Annotated in this window: 18 protein-coding genes; 11 read left to right on the top strand and 7 right to left on the bottom strand. The window is 68.6% G+C overall.

The window, feature by feature from the left end; all coding sequences use genetic code 11:
• Positions 1 to 62: 62 nt before the first annotated feature.
• The 7 genes from IAI54_RS11975 (at position 63) to IAI54_RS11945 (ending at position 7072) form a co-directional block, all read left to right on the top strand.
• Positions 63 to 482 (top strand): Zn-ribbon domain-containing OB-fold protein, encoded by a 420-nt coding sequence (locus IAI54_RS11975; RefSeq protein WP_187972550.1) that lies wholly within the window; start codon positions 63 to 65, stop codon positions 480 to 482.
• Positions 479 to 1624 (top strand): thiolase family protein, encoded by a 1146-nt coding sequence (locus IAI54_RS11970; RefSeq protein ID WP_187972549.1) that lies wholly within the window; start codon positions 479 to 481, stop codon positions 1622 to 1624. Before IAI54_RS11975 ends, IAI54_RS11970 begins: the two co-directional genes overlap by 4 nt.
• Before the next feature lies 1 nt (position 1625).
• Positions 1626 to 2777, top strand: a complete 1152-nt coding sequence (locus IAI54_RS11965; RefSeq protein ID WP_187972548.1) for an acyl-CoA dehydrogenase family protein — start codon at positions 1626 to 1628, stop codon at positions 2775 to 2777.
• A 26-nt stretch (positions 2778 to 2803) separates the two neighbouring features.
• Positions 2804 to 4150, top strand: a complete 1347-nt coding sequence (locus tag IAI54_RS11960) for a CaiB/BaiF CoA transferase family protein (RefSeq protein ID WP_187972547.1) — start codon at positions 2804 to 2806, stop codon at positions 4148 to 4150.
• Positions 4147 to 5310, top strand: a complete 1164-nt coding sequence (locus IAI54_RS11955) for a CaiB/BaiF CoA transferase family protein (protein ID WP_187972546.1) — start codon at positions 4147 to 4149, stop codon at positions 5308 to 5310. The genes IAI54_RS11960 and IAI54_RS11955 overlap by 4 nt, the downstream gene beginning before the upstream one ends.
• Before the next feature lie 120 nt (positions 5311 to 5430).
• Positions 5431 to 6207, top strand: coding sequence for a helix-turn-helix transcriptional regulator (locus IAI54_RS11950; protein WP_187972545.1), 777 nt, complete (start codon positions 5431 to 5433; stop codon positions 6205 to 6207).
• Positions 6208 to 6325: 118 nt separating this feature from the next.
• Positions 6326 to 7072, top strand: a complete 747-nt coding sequence (locus tag IAI54_RS11945; RefSeq protein ID WP_187972544.1) for an SDR family NAD(P)-dependent oxidoreductase — start codon at positions 6326 to 6328, stop codon at positions 7070 to 7072.
• On the opposite strand, the gene IAI54_RS11940 is transcribed toward IAI54_RS11945, so the two are convergent.
• The 7 genes from IAI54_RS11940 to IAI54_RS11910 are packed head-to-tail and all read right to left on the bottom strand — an operon-like array spanning position 7060 to position 13568.
• Positions 7060 to 7833, bottom strand: a complete 774-nt coding sequence (locus IAI54_RS11940; protein WP_187972543.1) for a FadR/GntR family transcriptional regulator — start codon at positions 7831 to 7833, stop codon at positions 7060 to 7062. The two genes, IAI54_RS11945 and IAI54_RS11940, sit on opposite strands and share 13 nt — an antisense overlap.
• Entirely contained in the window at positions 7830 to 9179 is a 1350-nt protein-coding gene (locus IAI54_RS11935; protein ID WP_187972542.1) for an amidohydrolase family protein, read from the bottom strand. The genes IAI54_RS11940 and IAI54_RS11935 overlap by 4 nt, the downstream gene beginning before the upstream one ends.
• Positions 9172 to 10131 (bottom strand): CoA transferase, encoded by a 960-nt coding sequence (locus tag IAI54_RS11930; protein ID WP_187972541.1) that lies wholly within the window; start codon positions 10129 to 10131, stop codon positions 9172 to 9174. Before IAI54_RS11930 ends, IAI54_RS11935 begins: the two co-directional genes overlap by 8 nt.
• Positions 10128 to 11042 carry an enoyl-CoA hydratase/isomerase family protein gene (locus IAI54_RS11925; RefSeq protein ID WP_187972540.1) on the bottom strand — a complete coding sequence of 305 codons (915 nt, stop codon included), beginning with the start codon at positions 11040 to 11042 and terminating at the stop codon, positions 10128 to 10130. The genes IAI54_RS11930 and IAI54_RS11925 overlap by 4 nt, the downstream gene beginning before the upstream one ends.
• Complete coding sequence (locus IAI54_RS11920) at positions 11023 to 12498, bottom strand: class I adenylate-forming enzyme family protein (RefSeq protein WP_187972539.1); 1476 nt, start codon at positions 12496 to 12498, stop codon at positions 11023 to 11025. The genes IAI54_RS11925 and IAI54_RS11920 overlap by 20 nt, the downstream gene beginning before the upstream one ends.
• Before the next feature lie 4 nt (positions 12499 to 12502).
• Complete coding sequence (locus IAI54_RS11915) at positions 12503 to 12808, bottom strand: hypothetical protein (RefSeq protein ID WP_187972538.1); 306 nt, start codon at positions 12806 to 12808, stop codon at positions 12503 to 12505.
• Positions 12809 to 12821: 13 nt separating this feature from the next.
• Entirely contained in the window at positions 12822 to 13568 is a 747-nt protein-coding gene (locus tag IAI54_RS11910; RefSeq protein ID WP_187972537.1) for an SDR family NAD(P)-dependent oxidoreductase, read from the bottom strand.
• 327 nt (positions 13569 to 13895) lie between these two features.
• Between IAI54_RS11910 and IAI54_RS11905 the strand changes: the two genes are divergently transcribed.
• From IAI54_RS11905 to IAI54_RS29295, 4 genes are all read left to right on the top strand, one after another.
• The gene (locus IAI54_RS11905) at positions 13896 to 14909 is read left to right on the top strand and encodes a thiolase C-terminal domain-containing protein (protein ID WP_210321237.1); all 1014 of its coding nucleotides are present in this window, start codon (positions 13896 to 13898) and stop codon (positions 14907 to 14909) included.
• Positions 14906 to 15331 (top strand): Zn-ribbon domain-containing OB-fold protein, encoded by a 426-nt coding sequence (locus IAI54_RS11900; RefSeq protein WP_187972535.1) that lies wholly within the window; start codon positions 14906 to 14908, stop codon positions 15329 to 15331. The genes IAI54_RS11905 and IAI54_RS11900 overlap by 4 nt, the downstream gene beginning before the upstream one ends.
• Positions 15328 to 16347 carry an NADP-dependent oxidoreductase gene (locus IAI54_RS11895; protein WP_187972534.1) on the top strand — a complete coding sequence of 340 codons (1020 nt, stop codon included), beginning with the start codon at positions 15328 to 15330 and terminating at the stop codon, positions 16345 to 16347. The genes IAI54_RS11900 and IAI54_RS11895 overlap by 4 nt, the downstream gene beginning before the upstream one ends.
• A 335-nt stretch (positions 16348 to 16682) precedes the next feature.
• Positions 16683 to 16931, top strand: a complete 249-nt coding sequence (locus IAI54_RS29295; RefSeq protein WP_420838278.1) for a TetR family transcriptional regulator — start codon at positions 16683 to 16685, stop codon at positions 16929 to 16931.
• Positions 16932 to 17184 lie beyond the last annotated feature (253 nt).

Here is a 17184-nt window from a genome sequence, read left to right as displayed (position 1 = left end):
AGCGCGGAACCCTATCGCAACGGCTAGTTCGGTTGGTCGGCGGCTCTGGGTATCTTCCGACGATGGCAAGCACGCACCCCATCGAACCCGTCGGCGCCGAGCTATTCGAACCGTCGACCGACGGCCGGATTACCCTGCTCGGAGGCCGCCATCGCGCGACCGGGCGGCTCGTGTTCCCCAAACCATCCGGTCAGGACCATGAGCCCGAACGGCTGCCGTCCCGCGGCACCCTGTGGTCATGGACGGTCCAACGGTTTCGACCCAAATCCCCACCCTATGCCGGTCCGGAAGACTTCGAACCCTATGCGGTGGGCTATGTCGATCTCGGGGGACTGATCGTGGAGGGGCGGCTGACCGGCGCGCCGCTCGACGGATATCGGATCGGGATGCCGATGCGCGTCGTGCCGCTGGAGCTGATGCTCGGTGGCCCGCCGCGCCAGGTCTTGACCTACGCTTTCGAACCGGAGGGCCTTTCCGAATGAGTTCCGTCTTCATCGTCGGCGTCGGCATCCATCCCTTCGGCCGGACGGAGGGACGAAGCGGTCTCCAGCAAGGTGTCTTCGCCGTCCGGCAGGCGCTTGCGGATGTCGGTCTTTCCTGGGCGGACATGCAGTTCGCCTTCGGCGGCTCGGACTCGGCAGGGAATGCCGACACGATGGTGTCGGAGCTCGGACCGACCGGCCTCCAGTTCATCAACGTCGCCAACGGTTGCGCCACGGGCGGATCGGCCCTGTTCGGCGCCTACAGCGCGATCGCATCCGGTCAGTTCGATCTCGGCCTGGCGGTCGGCTTCGACAAGCATCCGCGCGGATCTTTCGATCCCCTGCCGCGAAACTGGGGGCTGCCCGACTGGTACGGCGACACCGGCCTGATGCTCACGACGCAGTTCTTCGCCATGAAGATCAGGCGCTACATGAACGAGTTCGGCATCACCGAGCCGTCGCTCGTGCGCGTCGCGGAGAAGGCCTACCGCAACGGCGCGCTCGCCGATCACGCCTGGCGCCGCACTCCGGTGGACGCGGAGACCATCGCGACCTCCACCATGGTCGCCGACCCGCTGACGAAATTCATGTTCTGCTCGCCCGCCGAAGGCGGGGTCGCCCTCGTTCTCGCCAGCGAGAAGAAGGCGCGCGAGATCGGCGGGATGGCGGTGCGGCTTCGCGCGGCGGCCGTACGGAGCCGCCCGCAAGGTTCGTTCGAGGTCTTCGCACCCATGATCGAGGGCGACGGCCGAAACAGCGCCACGCGGCTGGCCTCGCGCGCCGCGTTCGAGATCGCGGGCGTCGATCCCGGCGACGTCGACGTCGCGCAGCTGCAGGACACCGAATCCGGCGCCGAGATCATGCACATGGCCGAGAACGGCTTCTGCGCCGACGGCGAGCAGGAGCGCTGGCTGGCCGAGGGCCGCACCGAGATCGGCGGCGCGCTGCCCGTCAACACCGACGGCGGCTGCCTCGCCTGCGGCGAGCCGATCGGCGCCTCGGGCCTGCGCCAGGTCTACGAGAACGTCCTGCAGCTGTCCGGGCGAGCCGGCGCGCGGCAGGTGCCGGGCGAGCCGCGCATCGGCTACACGCATGTCTACGGCGCGCCGGGCGTCTCGGGCGTGACGATCCTGGAGCGCTGAGATGGAACTCGCATTCTCCCCGCGGGACGAGGCCTTCCGGGACGAAGTCAGGGCGTTTCTCGACGTCGCGCTCGACGAGCGCTTCAGGCGGCTCGCTGCCGGCACCACCGGCGTGTTCTCCGAGCCGCCGCTGGTTCTGGAATGGCAGCGCGTCCTGGACGACCGCGGCTGGCTGGTGCCGCACTGGCCGCGCGAGGCCGGCGGGATCGGCTGGTCGCCCCTGCAGCGCTTCATCTTCGAGCAGGAGCTCGCGCGGGCCGGCGCGCCGACCATCCCCGGCATGGGCCTCAAGCTCCTCGGACCAGTGCTCTGCGCCTTCGGCACCGCCGAGCAGAAGGAGCGCTACCTCCCGCCGCTGCGCCGCGGCGCCCATTTCTGGGCGCAGGGCTTCTCCGAGCCCGGCTCCGGCTCCGATCTCGCCAGCCTTCGGACCCGCGCAGAGCGCGACGGCTCGGGTGACTTCGTCGTGAACGGCGCCAAGACCTGGACCACCATGGCCCAGCACGCCACGCACATCTTCTGTCTGGCGCGCACGGACCCGTCCGTGAAGCCCCAGCGGGGCATCAGCTTCCTGCTCGTCGACATGAACCAGCCGGGCGTGACGGTCCGGCCGATCCGCAGCGCCTCGGGCGACCACGAGGTCAACGACCTCTTCCTCGACAACGTCCGGGTTCCGGCGGCCGATCTGGTCGGAGAGGAAGGGCAGGGCTGGTCGATCGCCAAGTTCCTTCTCGAGAACGAGCGCGGCGGCAGCTTCTACGGTCCGGCGCTGGCGGCCGAAGCGAGGCGGCTGAGAGAATCGTTCGACCGGCTTCCCGGGCGCGACGATCCCCTGCTGCGCGACCGGCTCGCCCGCATCGAGATCGAGGCCGTCGCCCTCGAGATGACCGAACTGCGGATCGCCGCCGCGATGGAGGCGGGCGAACCGCCCGACGCGCTCAGCCTGACGACGAAGCTCGTCGCCTCCGAGATCCGGCAGGATGTCGAGCAGTTCGCGAGCGAGATGATCGGCGCGGCGGGCCTGGCCCTGCCCGAGAGCGGCGACGAGCGCATCCCGGCGGCGCGATACCTCAACAGCCGCGCCTGGTCGATCTTCGGAGGGACCAGCGAGATCCAGCTCGGCATCATCGCGCGCGCCGCCCTGAACCTGTGATCCCCGGGCCGAAGGAGGCCAGCATCATGACCACAGCCAGTCCGAAGGCGGCCGAACGCGCGGCGATCACGGCCGCCGCCGCCGCCGACCCCACACGCCGGCCCCGCCCGCTCGGCGGACCGCTCGCGGGCGTTCGGGTGGTCGATTTCTGCTGGATGGGCGTCGGCGCCATCGCCACGCGAATGCTGGCGGATTTCGGAGCCGAGGTGATCCGCATCGAGGACAGCAAGCGTCTCGACCTGCCGCGACGCCTGCCCATCAACAAGACCGCCGGCGCGCGCGCCTACGGCGACGAGGATGCCGATCCCGACCCCAATGCGGGCGGCCTCTTCAACAACTTCAACCGCAACAAGCTGGGCATCACGCTCAACATGCGCGACCCGCGGGGGCGGGCCCTCTGCGAAAGGCTCATCTCGCTCTCGAGCGTGGTGACCGAGAATTTCGCGCCCGGCGTGATGGAGCGCTGGGGTCTCGTCTATGAACGCATCCGCGAACTCACCCCCGAGCCGATCATGGCGCGGATGAGCGGCTACGGCCATTCCGGCCCGCACGCCGACTTCAAGAGCTACGGCCCCGTGGTCCAGGCCGTCAGCGGCCTCTCGCATGTCAGCGGCCTGCCGGGGCGCGAACCTTCCGGCTGGGGGCTGAGCTACATGGACAACATGGCGGCGTTCCACAACGCCGCCGCCCTGTTGACGGCGATCTACCACCGCAACCTCACCGGCAGGGGCACGGAGATCGACGTATCGGCGGTGGAGGCCGGCATCACGCTGCTCGGCCCGGTCATGCTCGAGGTCACCGTCAACGGCCGCAAGACCCGCGGCGGCAGCTTTCCCACCGGGAACCGTCTCGAGCACCCGCCCATGGCGCCGCACGGCGTCTACCCGGCGCTGGGGACCGATCGCTGGGTCGCCATCGCCGTGGCCAACGACGCCGAATGGCTGAGCCTCCTCGCCGAACTCGGCCATCCCGAATGGAACGACGATCCGCGCTTTGCCTCCCAGGCCGCCCGCCACGAGAACCAGGACGCGCTCGACGCGCTGGTAGGCCGGGCGACCGCCGGCCGCGACCGTCATGATCTCATGCACCGCCTCCAGCAGCGCGGCGTAGCGGCGGCCGCCGTCCAGACCACCGAGGACGTGTGCGACCGCGACCCGCAGCTGGCGCAGGCCGGCGTCTTCTTCGAGCTCGATCACCCGGTCATCGGCCCGGCCCGGTTCGAGGGAATGCCAGTCCGCTTCTCGCGCCTCAGGCAGGACAACTGGCGCTCCGCGCCCCTGCTGGGCGAGGACAACCGCCATGTCGCCACGCAGGTGCTCGGTCTTGCCGAAGACGAGTACCGCAGGCTCGTCGACGAAGGAGTGTTCGGATGAGCGCGCATCCCTATGCCGGTCTGAAGATCGTCGAGATCGCCGATCATGTCGGCGGCGAGTACCTCGGGCGTCTTTTCGCCGAACTCGGCGCCGAGGTGACGAAGCTCGAGCCGCCGGCCGGCTCGGCGACGCGCCATGTCGGCCCCTATGCCGGCGGCGCGGAAGGGCCGGAGAACAGCCTCACCTTCTGGTACTACAACACCAACAAGAAGAGCGTCCTCGTCGATCTCGCCTCGGGCGACCCCCACGCGGCGCTCGTGCCGTTCCTCGCGGATGCCGACATGCTGATCGTGACGTTCCAGCCCGGCGTGCTGAGGCAGCTCGGGCTCGATCTGGACCGCTTGTCCCAGGACTTTCCGCGCCTCGTGATCGTGTCGATGACTCCCTACGGCCTCACCGGGCCGTGGGCGGACTATCGCAGTTCCGATCTCGTTGCGCTCGCGGCCGGCGGCCCTCTGCACATGTGCGGCTATGACGACCATTCCATCCCGCCCATCATGCCGGGCGGCCCGCAGGCGCACCACACGACGGCGGCCTTCGCCCACATCGCGGTCATGGCCGCGCTGATCGAGCGCCAGACCACTGGCCTCGGGCAACTGCTCGACGTCTCCATGCACAGCGCCAGCGCGCTGAACACGGAACTCGGAAATCCGTTCTGGCTCTACAACAGGGTGCCGGTGCTGCGTCAGACCTGCCGTCACGCGCAGCCGGTCATGACCCAGTCGCCGATGTACGAGTGCGCGGACGGGAGCTACGTCTACTATACGCTCATCCTGGCCGATCAGCACAGCTGGAAGATTCTCGTCGCCTGGATGGACGAGCTGGGCATGGCCGCGATGCTGACCGAGCCGGCCTATGGCGATGTGCTGCATCGGCAGGCCAACATGGGCCAGATCCAGGAGCTGGTGGAGTCCTTCTTCCTGATCCAGAACGGCCATGACGCCTATCTGGAAGGGCAGCGTCGTGGCCTGCCGATCGGCATCGTCAACGCGCCTGAAGAACTGCTCGACGATGAACATCTGAAGGCGCGCGGCTTCTTCGTCCCGGTGGAAACCGACACCGCGCATGGCACGGTTCTGTATCCCGGCGAAAGCTGCCGCTACTCGGCCTTCGGCGCGGTCGAGCGCCGCCGGGCGCCCCGGCTGGGCGAAGATGGATGACTATTTCTGATCATAAACTTGCATCTTCGCCGCGCAGCCGTTAGTCTGCCTGCAGGGTTTCGCCGGTGTCGCTCCTGACGCCGGTGATCGGAGGACCCTGGGAAGAGGAGTTCCGGGAGGATGCTGGAATCCAAGGAGTTGGCGGGCGTTCGCGTGCGCTCGCCGGAAGGCGTCAAGGACGCCGCGCTCTGCCTGAAGCAGGCGATCGTGCAGCGGCTCGGCGACTGGCGCGTGGCCACCACGAGCAACATCGCTTCCCGTCGGGCCATGTGCGATGCGGATGGCCGGCTTCTTGCCACCGAGGTTTTCGGCTGGACCGAAAGGGCGGAAGACAGCTGGTGGCGCAGGCAGCGTCTGGCGCTGGAATCGCCTCTGCCGACGGCCTGCCGCTACGAGAGCGAGCCCATGTGGTGCAATGCGCTGGGCTTCAGGTCTCTTTCGCCGAACCCCATGCTCCATCGCATCGACGTTTCCGACTTCGCGCGCCGCGCGTTCTGCAATGCGGCGATCGTCGTGCCGGTGCACATGCCCTTCGGCCGCATCGGAGCAGCCAGCGTCGTGCCTCGCGACGCCTCTCTCATCGACCTCGAACGGCCCTTTTCGGAGCATGGCGAGGCGATCGGTCAGCTCTGCCGCACCTTCGTCACGAGCCATGCGAACGTCATGGACGAACCGTCCCGGCTTCCGGTCGGCGTGACGCTGTCCCGGCGGGAGGTGGAGTGTCTGCGCTGGGCGGCGGTCGGGAAAACCGATCTGGAGATCGGGATGATCATTTCGCGCAGCCGCGCCACGATCCGTTTCCACATGCACAACGCCACCGCCAAGCTCGATGCTGTCAGCCGCAGCCAGGCGGTCTTCAAGGCGGCGCAGCTCGGCTACATCAGCCTCGGCCACTGACGCCCGATCACGGGGCACCCTGTGACAAAGGCGAGGTGAGCCGTCACGGAAGGCGTGACATACCCCGACCATTGCCGGGGCGGTCAACGCCTCGCGGGCAGCATGATGGGAAATGCGCATGAGTGGCGTCGCAGTCTTCGGTGGTAGCGGACGGCTGGGCGCGGAAGTGGTTCGCCACCTCGCGGCCATCGGTCCGGTCCATTTCGCCTACCATTCCAAGGGCGCGGAATCCCACAGGCTGGCGGAGGAGCTCGGGAGCGAGGGCCGCCACGTGCGGGCCGTGCAGGTCGACGTGCGCGACGCGGCCGCGGTGGAGAGCTTTCTCTCGGACGCCGATCGCGCTTACGGTCTCTCCGCGGTCGTATCGGCCAACGGCGCGCCGTTCCCGGTGGTGCCGTTCCATGAAGCCGACGAGGCCGACTTCCGCCGCATCGTCGAGATCGACGTCTTCGGTACGTTCCACATCATGAAGGCCGCGACGCGTCTCCTGGCCGCGCGGGGCGGCGGGGCGATCGTGGTATTCCTGACTGCAGCCGTGATGCGGACCGCCGTGCTCGACGGTCTGTCGAGCATCTCGAAGACCGCGGTGGCCGGCATGATCCGCCAGCTCGCCCGCGATGCCGGGCCGCTCAACGTGCGGGTCAACGGCATCGCGCCGGGCGTCGTCGATACAGACAAGCTGGCCGATGTCGCATCGCTTCCGCCGCACAAGCGGCGGCTGATCGAGACCTTCATCGCCGACACGCCGCTTCCTCGCCTGAACAACCCGCAAACGATCGCAGCGCTCACCGCGTTCCTGACGACGCCGGTCGCGGCCGACATCAGCGGCCAGATCATCGGTGCGGATGGCGGCTACAGCGCCTGACCCGGCGGCCGCAGCGCGCCGCCGATGTCGGGCATGGCAGCGCGCAGCTCCGCCCTGACCTCGTCGAGATGATCGCGCATCGCCTCGGCCGCGGCAGGGCCGTCGCCCGCGATGACGGCCCTGGCGATCGCCTCGTGGGCGTGAACCGTGGCGTCGCTGAGTTCGAAACTGCTGGTGCGCAGGCGCACCTGTTCCGTCACGAGGGCGCCGACGGCCCCCAGAACCAGGCCCAGCACGGGATTGCCGGACAGTTCGGCGATGGCGTCGTGAAAGTCGAGGCCCGTCTGCATCGCGCGCTCGCCTTCGGCTGCGCCGCTCGCGAAGGGTTCCATGAGCGCGCGGACATAATCCCGATCCGCGTTGCGCGCGGCCAGATCGGCCAGAAGCGGCTCCACCATGCCCCAGGCGTCGAGCAGTTGCTCCATCTCGGCGCGGTCCATCATCAGGTAGAGCGCGAGCGTGCCGGCCAGATTGGCGGGGTTGATGCGCCCCACTTCGGTGCCGCTGCCAGGCCCTGACCGGATGGTGACGAGGCCCTGGACCTCGAGAAGACGCAGAGCTTCGCGCAGCGACGAGCGGCTCACCGCGTACTTCCCGAGCATCTCGACTTCGTTCGGCAGCTTGTCGCCCTCCCGCTTCCGTTCGGTGACGATGTCCTGGATGATCTGCAGCGCCACCTTTTCCGCCCGCTTCGGCGCGCGCTGGGCAGGATGGGCGCGTGAGGCCGATCGACGCCGGCGTTTCGCAGGAGGCGATTTCATTGCGGTTCTCCAGGGCGAGTGCCACCCGGCGCCGATCGTCGGTGGACGAGACGCCCCGCGATCATCGTCATTGCGACGGGGTCGAGGTCAAGTCCGGGCTGCGCTCCGGGGGCGAGGACCACGAGGTCGGCTTCGTCGCCATCCCGAAGGTCGGGCGCGGGGCAGTGCAACCCGAGCGCATGTTCGGGATGGAGCGCTTCCGTTCCGCCGAGCTGCCGGCCAGCCGCGGTGCGGCGATCGCTGGCGGCGCGCATGATGGCCCAGGGATTGAGCGGACCGTAGGGCGAATCGGAGCCGGCAGCGAGAGGGATCCCGACGCGGCGCAGGCTTTCCAGCCGGTAGAGATCGCAATGGTCGCCCTCCGGAACCTCCCGAATGTAGCGGTCTCCATGCACGGCGACGAAGCCCGGATTGGACACCACGGTGAGACCGAGAGCCGCGACGATCGGAATCGCCTCAACAGGAATCATGGCGCCATGCTCGATCCTGTCGCCTGCATGCGCGCCGACCGATTCGTACGCCGCGAGCGCGACCGCGAGTTCAGCGTAAGTCACCGCGTGAATCGCTGCCGGACGTCCCTCGACCCGCGCCTGCCCAATCCGGTCGGCGACTTCGCCGATCGCAGGCAGGGCGCGGTCGTCCAGAACGATCTTCCGGGCGCTCACGGTCCAGCGCGGGTCGCTGCGCAGGCTGCCGCCGCTCATCAGGTTCAGGCGCTGCGGCAGACCCGACGAAGCGAGGATGTCCGCCTGCCTGTCGTCTGTCGTCACGCTGGCATCGGTCAGCGCGGTCACGCCCCATCCTGCAAGGGAACTTCCGAGCGCCGCAAGGTCGGGTGGTTCCGATTCCGTGTGGCGGAGAAACGCGTCGCCGCGCCACACCCGTCCCGTGGGCCTGCCGTTCCGGTCGCGCTCGAAGGCGTCCGGCAGGGTGCGGTGCTCCAGCTGGTCGAGCGCTGCGCTGTTCAGCACCCAGAGCCCGCCTGTCCGTGCCTGAACGCGCACCGGGACCGATCCGGCGATCCGATCGAGCGCGTCGGCGTCGAGCCGGTCGGCATTGTCGGCTCCGATCGCGCGCACCGGGCCCTGGCGGGCGGCGTGGCCCAGGCGTTCGGCGAACGCGTCGTCGCCAAGTCCCGAAACGTCCAGCGACGACAGGGCCGCCGCGCTCGCCATCAGGTGGATGTGATGGTCGCAAAGCCCCGGCATCAGCCGTCCGCCGCCACAGTCGATGCGTTCCGCTGCGGCCGAGGGGCGGCCCTGGAGCCACACCCGGCCATCCGCCACCGCGGCTTCGATCCGGCGCCCGTGACTGTCTCTGGCGTTGAAGAGCAGAAGATCAGCCATGGGCGGCTCGTGCTGCGACCGTCGCGAGTTCGACCGGATGGCGGCCGCCCTCCCGCAGCGCGAGCGCGCGGAAGGCCACCGCGGCAGCCGTCAGCCCGGTGAGCGGATCGGCGACCGCGTCGCCGAGGAAGTGCGGCGCGCCTTGAGCAAAGGCGACGAGGCCGCCGGCGACGGCGCAATCGTCGCCGAAGCCGATGCGGTCTCCGTCGCGATGGGCCTGGATCGCGATCCAGCAGCACGTTCGCCGAAGCAGATCCGGCAGCCATGTCAGGGAACGCGGCCTTGCGCTGGTGATCACCACGTCGGCACGCCCGATCAGATCGGCGAGGCGTGCACGGTCTCCGGGGTCGTCGCCATCCATGACCCAGCGGCGCTTGCCGCCGTTCAGCAGCGCGTCGAAGACGGGGGAGCGACCGGCGGTCGTGTCCGGCCGCCGCCGGCTTTCGACCTTGAGAACGTCGCAGCCCGCCTCGGCAAGCAGGCCTCCGCACAGGGGACCGGCCCAGAGCGCGGAGAGATCGACGACGCGGGGGGGCCGCATCCACGGCCTTGCGTCGCCCGCTTCCGCCCGCGCGGCAGGCGGCGCCGACGTCTCGCCCAAGGCGGTCACGGCGAGGCCGAGCAAGCGGGCGCGTGCAAGCGTCCCGGCGACGCTTCGCTGCGGAAGTGCCGCTTCGATCGCTGCCCATGCGTCTTCGGTTTCCTCCTCCAGCAGCGCCGGCGTCATCGCGCGGTCCTCGGGGCGCGGCAGGTTGACCGCCAGCCAGCCGTCCCGCGCCCTGACGATGCGGCAGGACCCGTTGCGCGAGACGCGTCCCGGTTCCGGAAGGCCGAGCAAGGCCGCGCGTTCGTGCAGGATCCCGGGCCGCGGCTCGACCGGACAGCCTGCCGCCCTCGACCAGCAGGCCACGTCCTCGGCCAGCCGCTCTTCGGCGCGGTCCGACGCGCTCATTCCGGCGCCATCGCGTCGACGAGACCCCAGGCCAGCGCCCGGCGGGCCGGGAGGCGCGCGCCGGTCAGCATCAGCCAGGCGGCGCGGTGGCGGCCGATCCGGCGCGGGATCGACACCGTGCCGCCCGCGCCCGGGATCAGGCCCATGGCCAGTTCCGGCAGCTGGAACCACGCGCGCGGGCCTGCGACGAGACGATGAACCGCGGCGGAAATCTCCGCCCCCGACCCCACCGCCGCGCCTTCGACCGTCGCGCGGGAACAAGATCCCAACCGGAGAAGACGGGCGGTTGCCGATTGCGTGGTGCGGATCAGGTGAGCCTGGACGAGGTCCCGTGCCGTCCCGAACTCCGAGAGTTGCCCGCCCGAGCAGAACACGCGCGGATCGCCGCGGAGTTCGACGGATGCCAGCGACGCATCGTCGAGGCAGGCGTCCAGGGCTTCGGCCAAGGCGTCGCGCATGACGGCCGAGTAGGCGTTGCGAGAAACGGGGTCGACCATGGTGAGAATGACGGCGTCGCCGGCACGCGCATATTCCAGAGGCTCCGCGGGCGTGGCGCGGATCGGCTGCGGAGGACGGAGCGCCAGCCAGCGGCGAAACTCGTCGCCGCCCAGCAAGGAAGAATAGGCCAGAGATTCCATGGCCAGGGCAGCTTCGAGCGGGAGGTGCCCGGACTGTCTGAGCAGTCCGAGCACCATCGTCGCCGCGAGCGGATTGCGCGAAACGGCGCGGCTCACGCGTTGCTGCGCCTGCTGAAGATCCCGAACGCTCACCCAGGGCGCGGGCGCCTCCGGCACGTTCGTCAGGAGAAGGTCGAATCCGGCGGGATCGATGGCGGGAAGGGCGCCGTCGATGTCGACGAACGTCTTCGGCGCTTCGCTCAAGCTCCCGAGATCAGCGATGCGAAAGCTCATCGCGCAAGATCCTTCGGAGGAGCTTTCCTGCTTCGTTGTAGGGGAGTCCGTCGCGGAAATGGATGTCTTCCGGAACCTTCGTGCTTCGCAGGATGCCTCGAACGTGATCGCGCAGCTGGGTCTCGGTCGCGCTTGCGCCGTCGCGAAGCGCAACGAAGGCGGCAATCCGTTCGCCCCACCTCGAATCGGGCGCGCCGACCACCGCAGCGTCCGCGATGGCGGGGTGGCGGCGGAGCGCATCCTCGATTTCGCCGGGTGAGATGTTCTCGCCGCCACGCACGATCACGTCGTCCAGACGACCGTCGAGGTAGAGACAGCCGTCCGTGTCCAGCCAGCCACGATCACGCGTGGCGAACCAGCCGCTTGCCTTCGTCTCGCCCTGCTCGGCGTAGCGGCCCGACACCTGATCGCCGCGCACGAACACCTCGCCCGCGATACCCGTCGCGCAGGCGCTCCCATCCGCATCGCGAATTTCGATCTCGATCCCGGGCAGCGGACGTCCGACGGAGTCGAGCCTGCGCACGGCGGCCGGATCGCCGGAACGAGCGGCGTCGTGATCGTCGGGACCGAGCACGCAGATGGTGGAACTGGTCTCGGTCAGGCCGTAGGCGTTGGTGAAGGAAACGCCGGGCAGCAGCCGGAGGGCGCGCTCGATCACGGGTCTCGGCATGCGGCCGCCGCCATAGGCGATCGCCCGCAGACGAGCCGGCGCGGCGGACTGGTCCTCGATCACGTCGAGGATCCGTCCGAGCATGGTGGGCACCAGCATCGCGTGCGTCACCCGATGGCGTTTCGCGGCATCCACCCAGGCTTGCTCTTCAAAGGCTGAGAGTTGCACGTTCCGCCGTCCGGAATAGAGCGAGGTGATGAGCGCCGAGATCCCCGCGATGTGATAGGGCGGCACGCTGAGCAACGCCGCCTCGTCCTCGCCCGCGCTTGCGAAGTCCACGCTCTGGAAGACATAGGCGGTCAGGTTCGCATGGGAGAGCAGCGCCGCCTTCGGTTCCCCGGTGGTGCCGCTGGTAAAGAGCTTTACGGCGGTTTCGGAGCCTTCGACGCCGGTGTATTCGGAACTTCCCAGTTCGCACAGCGATGCCGACTGCCACAGGTCGATGCCCTGGATGCCCCGCAGCCTGGGCGCCATGTCGGCATCGGCCACGATCAGCGCCGGCGCAAGCCGGGCCGCCAGCCGCCGCAGCGCGTCATCGCTAAGGCGGTAGTTCAGCGGCGTGAAGGGGATGCCCGCGATCGCGGCGCCAAACAGCGCGACCGGCAGCGATGGACCGTTGACGCCCAGATAGCCGACGGCCGAGATCGGGCGGCGGGCAAGCATCTCTGCAAGACCGCGTGACGCCGACCGGAGATCGCCGACCGTCAGCCGGCCGCCGTCACCGTCGATCGCAATGCGATCCCCGAACGTGTCGGCGGCGAGGTCGAGTATCAGGGGCAGCCGCATCGGGTCAGTCCGAGGACGGCAGCTGCTTGGCCTCGACCATGGCGAGCCGCGTGTCGCCAAAGCCGAGCGAGCCTGCTCCCGCCTTCGTGCACAGCAGCTCGATGCCGACCGCTTCGTCGCGATAGCGCTTGCCCACGATGCAGCCGCCGTCGAAACCTGGACGCAGCTCGGCGGTCTCGGCCGGTTCGCCGAGCGGCGCCATGTCGACGCCCCCGCATTGCGGCAGTCCGCCGGCGCGGGCGGGCCGCACGACCACCGCCTCCGCGTCGCAGACCCGGCTCTTCCACCGGCTTCCTGGCTTCATGCTCATCGTTCCCCTCCCGTCACACCACTATGCCGCCATCCACGCGGACGATCGTGCCCGTGACATAGCTCGACTGGGCGGAGGCGAGGTAAAGCGCGGTCGTCACGACTTCCTCCGGACGCCCCATCCGGCGCACCGCGGAGGGCGCGTTGGCGTCGTAGTCCTCGCGCCAGCTCTTCGAGATGTCGGTCCAGAACGGGCCGGCCATGATGGCGTTGACGCGCACGTCCGGTCCGAATTCCATGGCCAGCGAGCGCGTGAGGATGTTGGTCGCGCCCTTGGCCGCCGCATAGACGGGATAGGCAGGGTCGGGCCGGAGGGCCGCGATGCTGGTCACGTTGATGATCGAACCCCCGGTGCGCGCGAGGTGAGGAAATGCGAGCGCGGAAAGCCGGAAAGGACCCTTGGTGTTCACGGCGAACGTCTTGTCGAACAACGCTTCGGTCATGTCTGCCGAACTCCGGACCGTCGGAGCGATGCCCGCATTGTTGACGAGGGTGTCGATGCGGCCGAAGGCGGAAAGGGCTCCCTCGACGAGTCCGGCGAGGCTGTCCCATTCGCCGACGTGGCAAGGCACGGCCACTGCCCGTCCCCCGAGCGCCCCGATCTCCGCGACCACCTGCACGCAGGCGTCGGCCTTGCGGCTCGAGACGACGATATCGGCGCCGCGTGCGGCGAAGCCGAGCGCCATTGCGCGTCCCAGGCCACGGCTGGCGCCCGTGATCACCACGGTGCGGCCAGTGAAGTCGAAAGCGTCGTCGGGCATCGTCCATCCTCGATCAGGGTGTGTGGACAAGGCTATTCATGATCATAAATAGGTCAACCTAGCCTCATTGCTGGGTTATGGGTTTGCCCGGACGAGCCCATTCTGCCCGCGTTGGGTCGAGCGCGACCCGCCAGAGAACGACAGACGATGAACGGAAGAGATTACGCGCCATTTCGCGATCGCTGTGCGATCGCGGGCATCGGCCACACGGAATTTTCGCGCGATTCAGGCCGAAGCGAACTGACGCTGGCGGCCGAAGCGGCTCGCGCAGCGGTTGCCGACGCGGGGCTCGCGCCCGGGGATATCGACGGCATCGTGAGATGCGACATGGACAATACGCGTCCAGCCGCCATCATCGCTGCGCTTGCCCTGAAGGATGTGGGATTCTGCGCGGATGTCGGTGTGGGTGGCGGCGCGCCGGCGGCGATGGTCGGCACGGCGGCGGCGGCCATCATGTCCGGTCAGGCCCGGCATGTCCTCGTCTACCGGTCGTTGAACGGACGCTCGCAGGGACGACTCGGCGCGGCCATCGCGCCGCGCACCGAGGCCGGCGGGCTTGGCAGCTATGACGAGTTCTTCACGCCCTACGGATTGCTGACCGCCCCGCAGAGCTTCGCGCTGATCGCGCAGCGCCACCGGTCGCTCTACGGGACGACCGACGCGCAGTTCGGCGCGACCGCGATCCTGTGCCGGAACAATGCGAACAGAACACCCCACGCGCAGATGTTCGGCAAGCCGCTCGACATGGACCAGTATCTGGCCTCGCGCATGATATCGACGCCGCTGCGGCTGTTCGATTGCTGCCTCGAAACGGACGGCGCCGCCGCCGTCGTCGTCACCTCGTCCGAGCGTGCGCGGGACCTGCGGCAGCCGCCGGCTCTGGTGCGGGCAACCGCGCAGGCCGGCGCTTCCGGCATGAGCGGCGGCATGATGTTCCCATCCATCACCTGGACGGAACCCACCGAGGTCGCGGCATCGAATGTGGCGCGCCAGCTCTGGAGCCGCGCGGGGCTGGGGCCCCGCGAGATCGACGTCGCGCAGATCTATGACTGCTTCACCATCACGATCCTGCTGCAACTGGAGGCCTACGGCTTCTGCGCGGCCGGCGAAGCGGGGCCGATGGTCGAGTCCGGCGCGGTTTCGGCGACCGGGCGGATGCCGATCAATACGGATGGCGGCAACATGTCGGGCGGCTACATCCACGGACTGAACCACATCGTCGAAGGCGTCCGCCAGATACGCGGCACGGCGAGCGTGCAGAAGGCGGACGCGCAGACCTGCCTGGTGACGAGCGGGCCCGTGGGGATGAGCAGCGCCCTTGTGCTGGCGAGGGCGGCATGAGCGAACGCCTGCACCCGGCCGAGTGGGACCGCGACACGGGTCCGTTCTTCGCCGCGGCCCGCGAAGGTCGCCTCGTCTACAGGCGCTGCAATGCCTGCGGGCGCGGCAACCACGTGCCCATGGCGTCCTGCCGGTACTGCGGCAGCACCGAAACCGAATGGCGCGAGTCGGAGGGCACCGGCACGCTGTACAGCTGGACGACGGTGATGCACGGCGTACACCCCGCCTGGCCGGTCCCCTATACGGTCGTCATCGTGGCGCTCGACGATGCGCCGGACGTGCGGCTCACCGGATCGCTGCCGGGCGCGCCGGAACTGAATGCCGGACAAGCCATGCAGGTATGGTTCGAGTCCATCGGCGAAGGTCGCGTACTGCCAAACTGGCGGCCGGCCGAAGCAAAGCAGGAGAGGGGACAATCATGAGCGAAACCAATCGTCGCTGGCTTCTGGCGCGGCGTCCGCAGGGACGCGCCGCCGAGAGCGACTTCGCATTCGATTCGCAGCCATATGCGCCACCGGAACTCGCCGAAGGCGAGGTCCTGGTGCGGACCAAGGTCTTCTCCTGTGCGCCGACCATGCGGAACTGGATGAACGAGCCGGGCCGGAGCTACCGCGCCTCCATCGGCATCGGCGAACCGATCATCGGCGTCAGCGCCGGTATCGTCGAGAAGTCGCGTCACCCCCGCCACCCGGTCGGATCCAAGATCGCGGCGGTCATGCACTGGCAGGACTTCTGCCTCGTGCGACCCGATCAGTCGCCCACGCCGGTGCTTCGCATCCCCGACGATTCCCCGATCGAGGATGCGCTGGGGATCTTCGGCCTCAACGCCCTGACCGCCTATTTCGGAATGTTGAGGGTCGGCCAGCCGAAGCCGGGCGAAACCGTCGTGGTTTCGGGGGCGGCCGGCTCGACCGGCTCCGTCGCCGCGCAGGTCGCGCGGAATGTCGGCTGCCGTGTCATCGGCATTGCAGGCGGCGCCGACAAGTGCTCCCGGCTGCTGACCGAACTCAAGCTCGATGGCGCGATCGACTACAAGAGCGAGGACGTATCGAAGCGGCTGGGCGAACTCTGCCCCAAGGGCGTCGACGTCTTCTACGACAATGTCGGCGGCGACATCCTCCAGGCGGTGATGGAGAACGTCGCCGTTCACGCGCGCATCGCGGTATGCGGACAGGTGGCGGCCTACGACACGGACAAGCCGGCTCCCGGTCCGCGCGACATGATGAAACTGGTCTACTGGCGCGTGCGCATCCAGGGTTTCGTGATGGGCGACTATGCCCATGACGCCGATGCGGCTCTGGCCGAGCTGAAGCGCTGGCGGGACGAAGGCAAGCTCATCTACCGCACCGATATGCGCGAAGGCTTCGAATCGCTGCCTCGCACGTTCCTCGACCTCTTCATCGGCGCCAATGACGGCGCGTTGCTGGTCCGGACCTAGCGGGCAGCCGAGCTGAATGCCTGGCGCGGCCGGCGCGACCCATGGGGTCCGGCCCGACCGAAGGAGCCTGCTTGCATCGTCATGCGGAACGTCCAGACGCCTCGATGCAGAAAAAGGGCGCGGGGGCGGCCGTGGAGACTTGCGCGCCTGCCGGTCGGCCGTTCCGGACGCGAGTCCCGGGTGAGGTGGTCCACGCGATGATGACCTCCCGGTGAAACGCCGGGACGGTGAACTGGCAAAGGTCGCGAGGAGGCGTACAAATCAGGAGGGCTGTCGGTTCTTGCTCGGACACTGTGTCACAGGGTCTCAAGGGACGCGTGCATCGGACGTTCCGGTTGCGGATCGACTTTGCTTCAACCCGTCAAGAGGACGAACGGCGGATGGGAGAGACAACTCGATCCCGCATCATCGGCGCGGCGGAAGCTCTGTTCTACGAGCATGGGCTGCGCAGCGTGAGCCTGGATGCGATCGCGGAACGCGCCGGCTCGGTCGGCTGGATAAGCCTGATCGTCGCGGGAACGCTCGCCGCGCTGCTGCAACTCACCGCGGACGGCGACAAGGAACGCCGCCTGCAAACGCAGTAGGCAGCGACCTCGGCGGCATCGCATCGAAACCGGAGCCCCGCCTCAGTCCGTGGAAGGACCGTCAGATCGAACAGCGTTGCCAGCGATGGTGAAAGACGCAACTGCAGGCAACGGCGACCGGTGCGACGGGTGAGATAGTTCACGCCAGCGCAACCCTGTAACCAGTGGCTCCGCATTGTGACACGAGCCTGGCCACAAGCGGGTTCCCACGAACCCGCTTCGCGTGCAAGCCATTGATTTCAATGAGGTGGAA

It is taken from the genome of Aquibium microcysteis (assembly GCF_014495845.1).
Lineage (GTDB): Bacteria > Pseudomonadota > Alphaproteobacteria > Rhizobiales > Rhizobiaceae > Aquibium > Aquibium microcysteis.
This window is presented reverse-complemented; position numbering and strand designations above follow the sequence as displayed.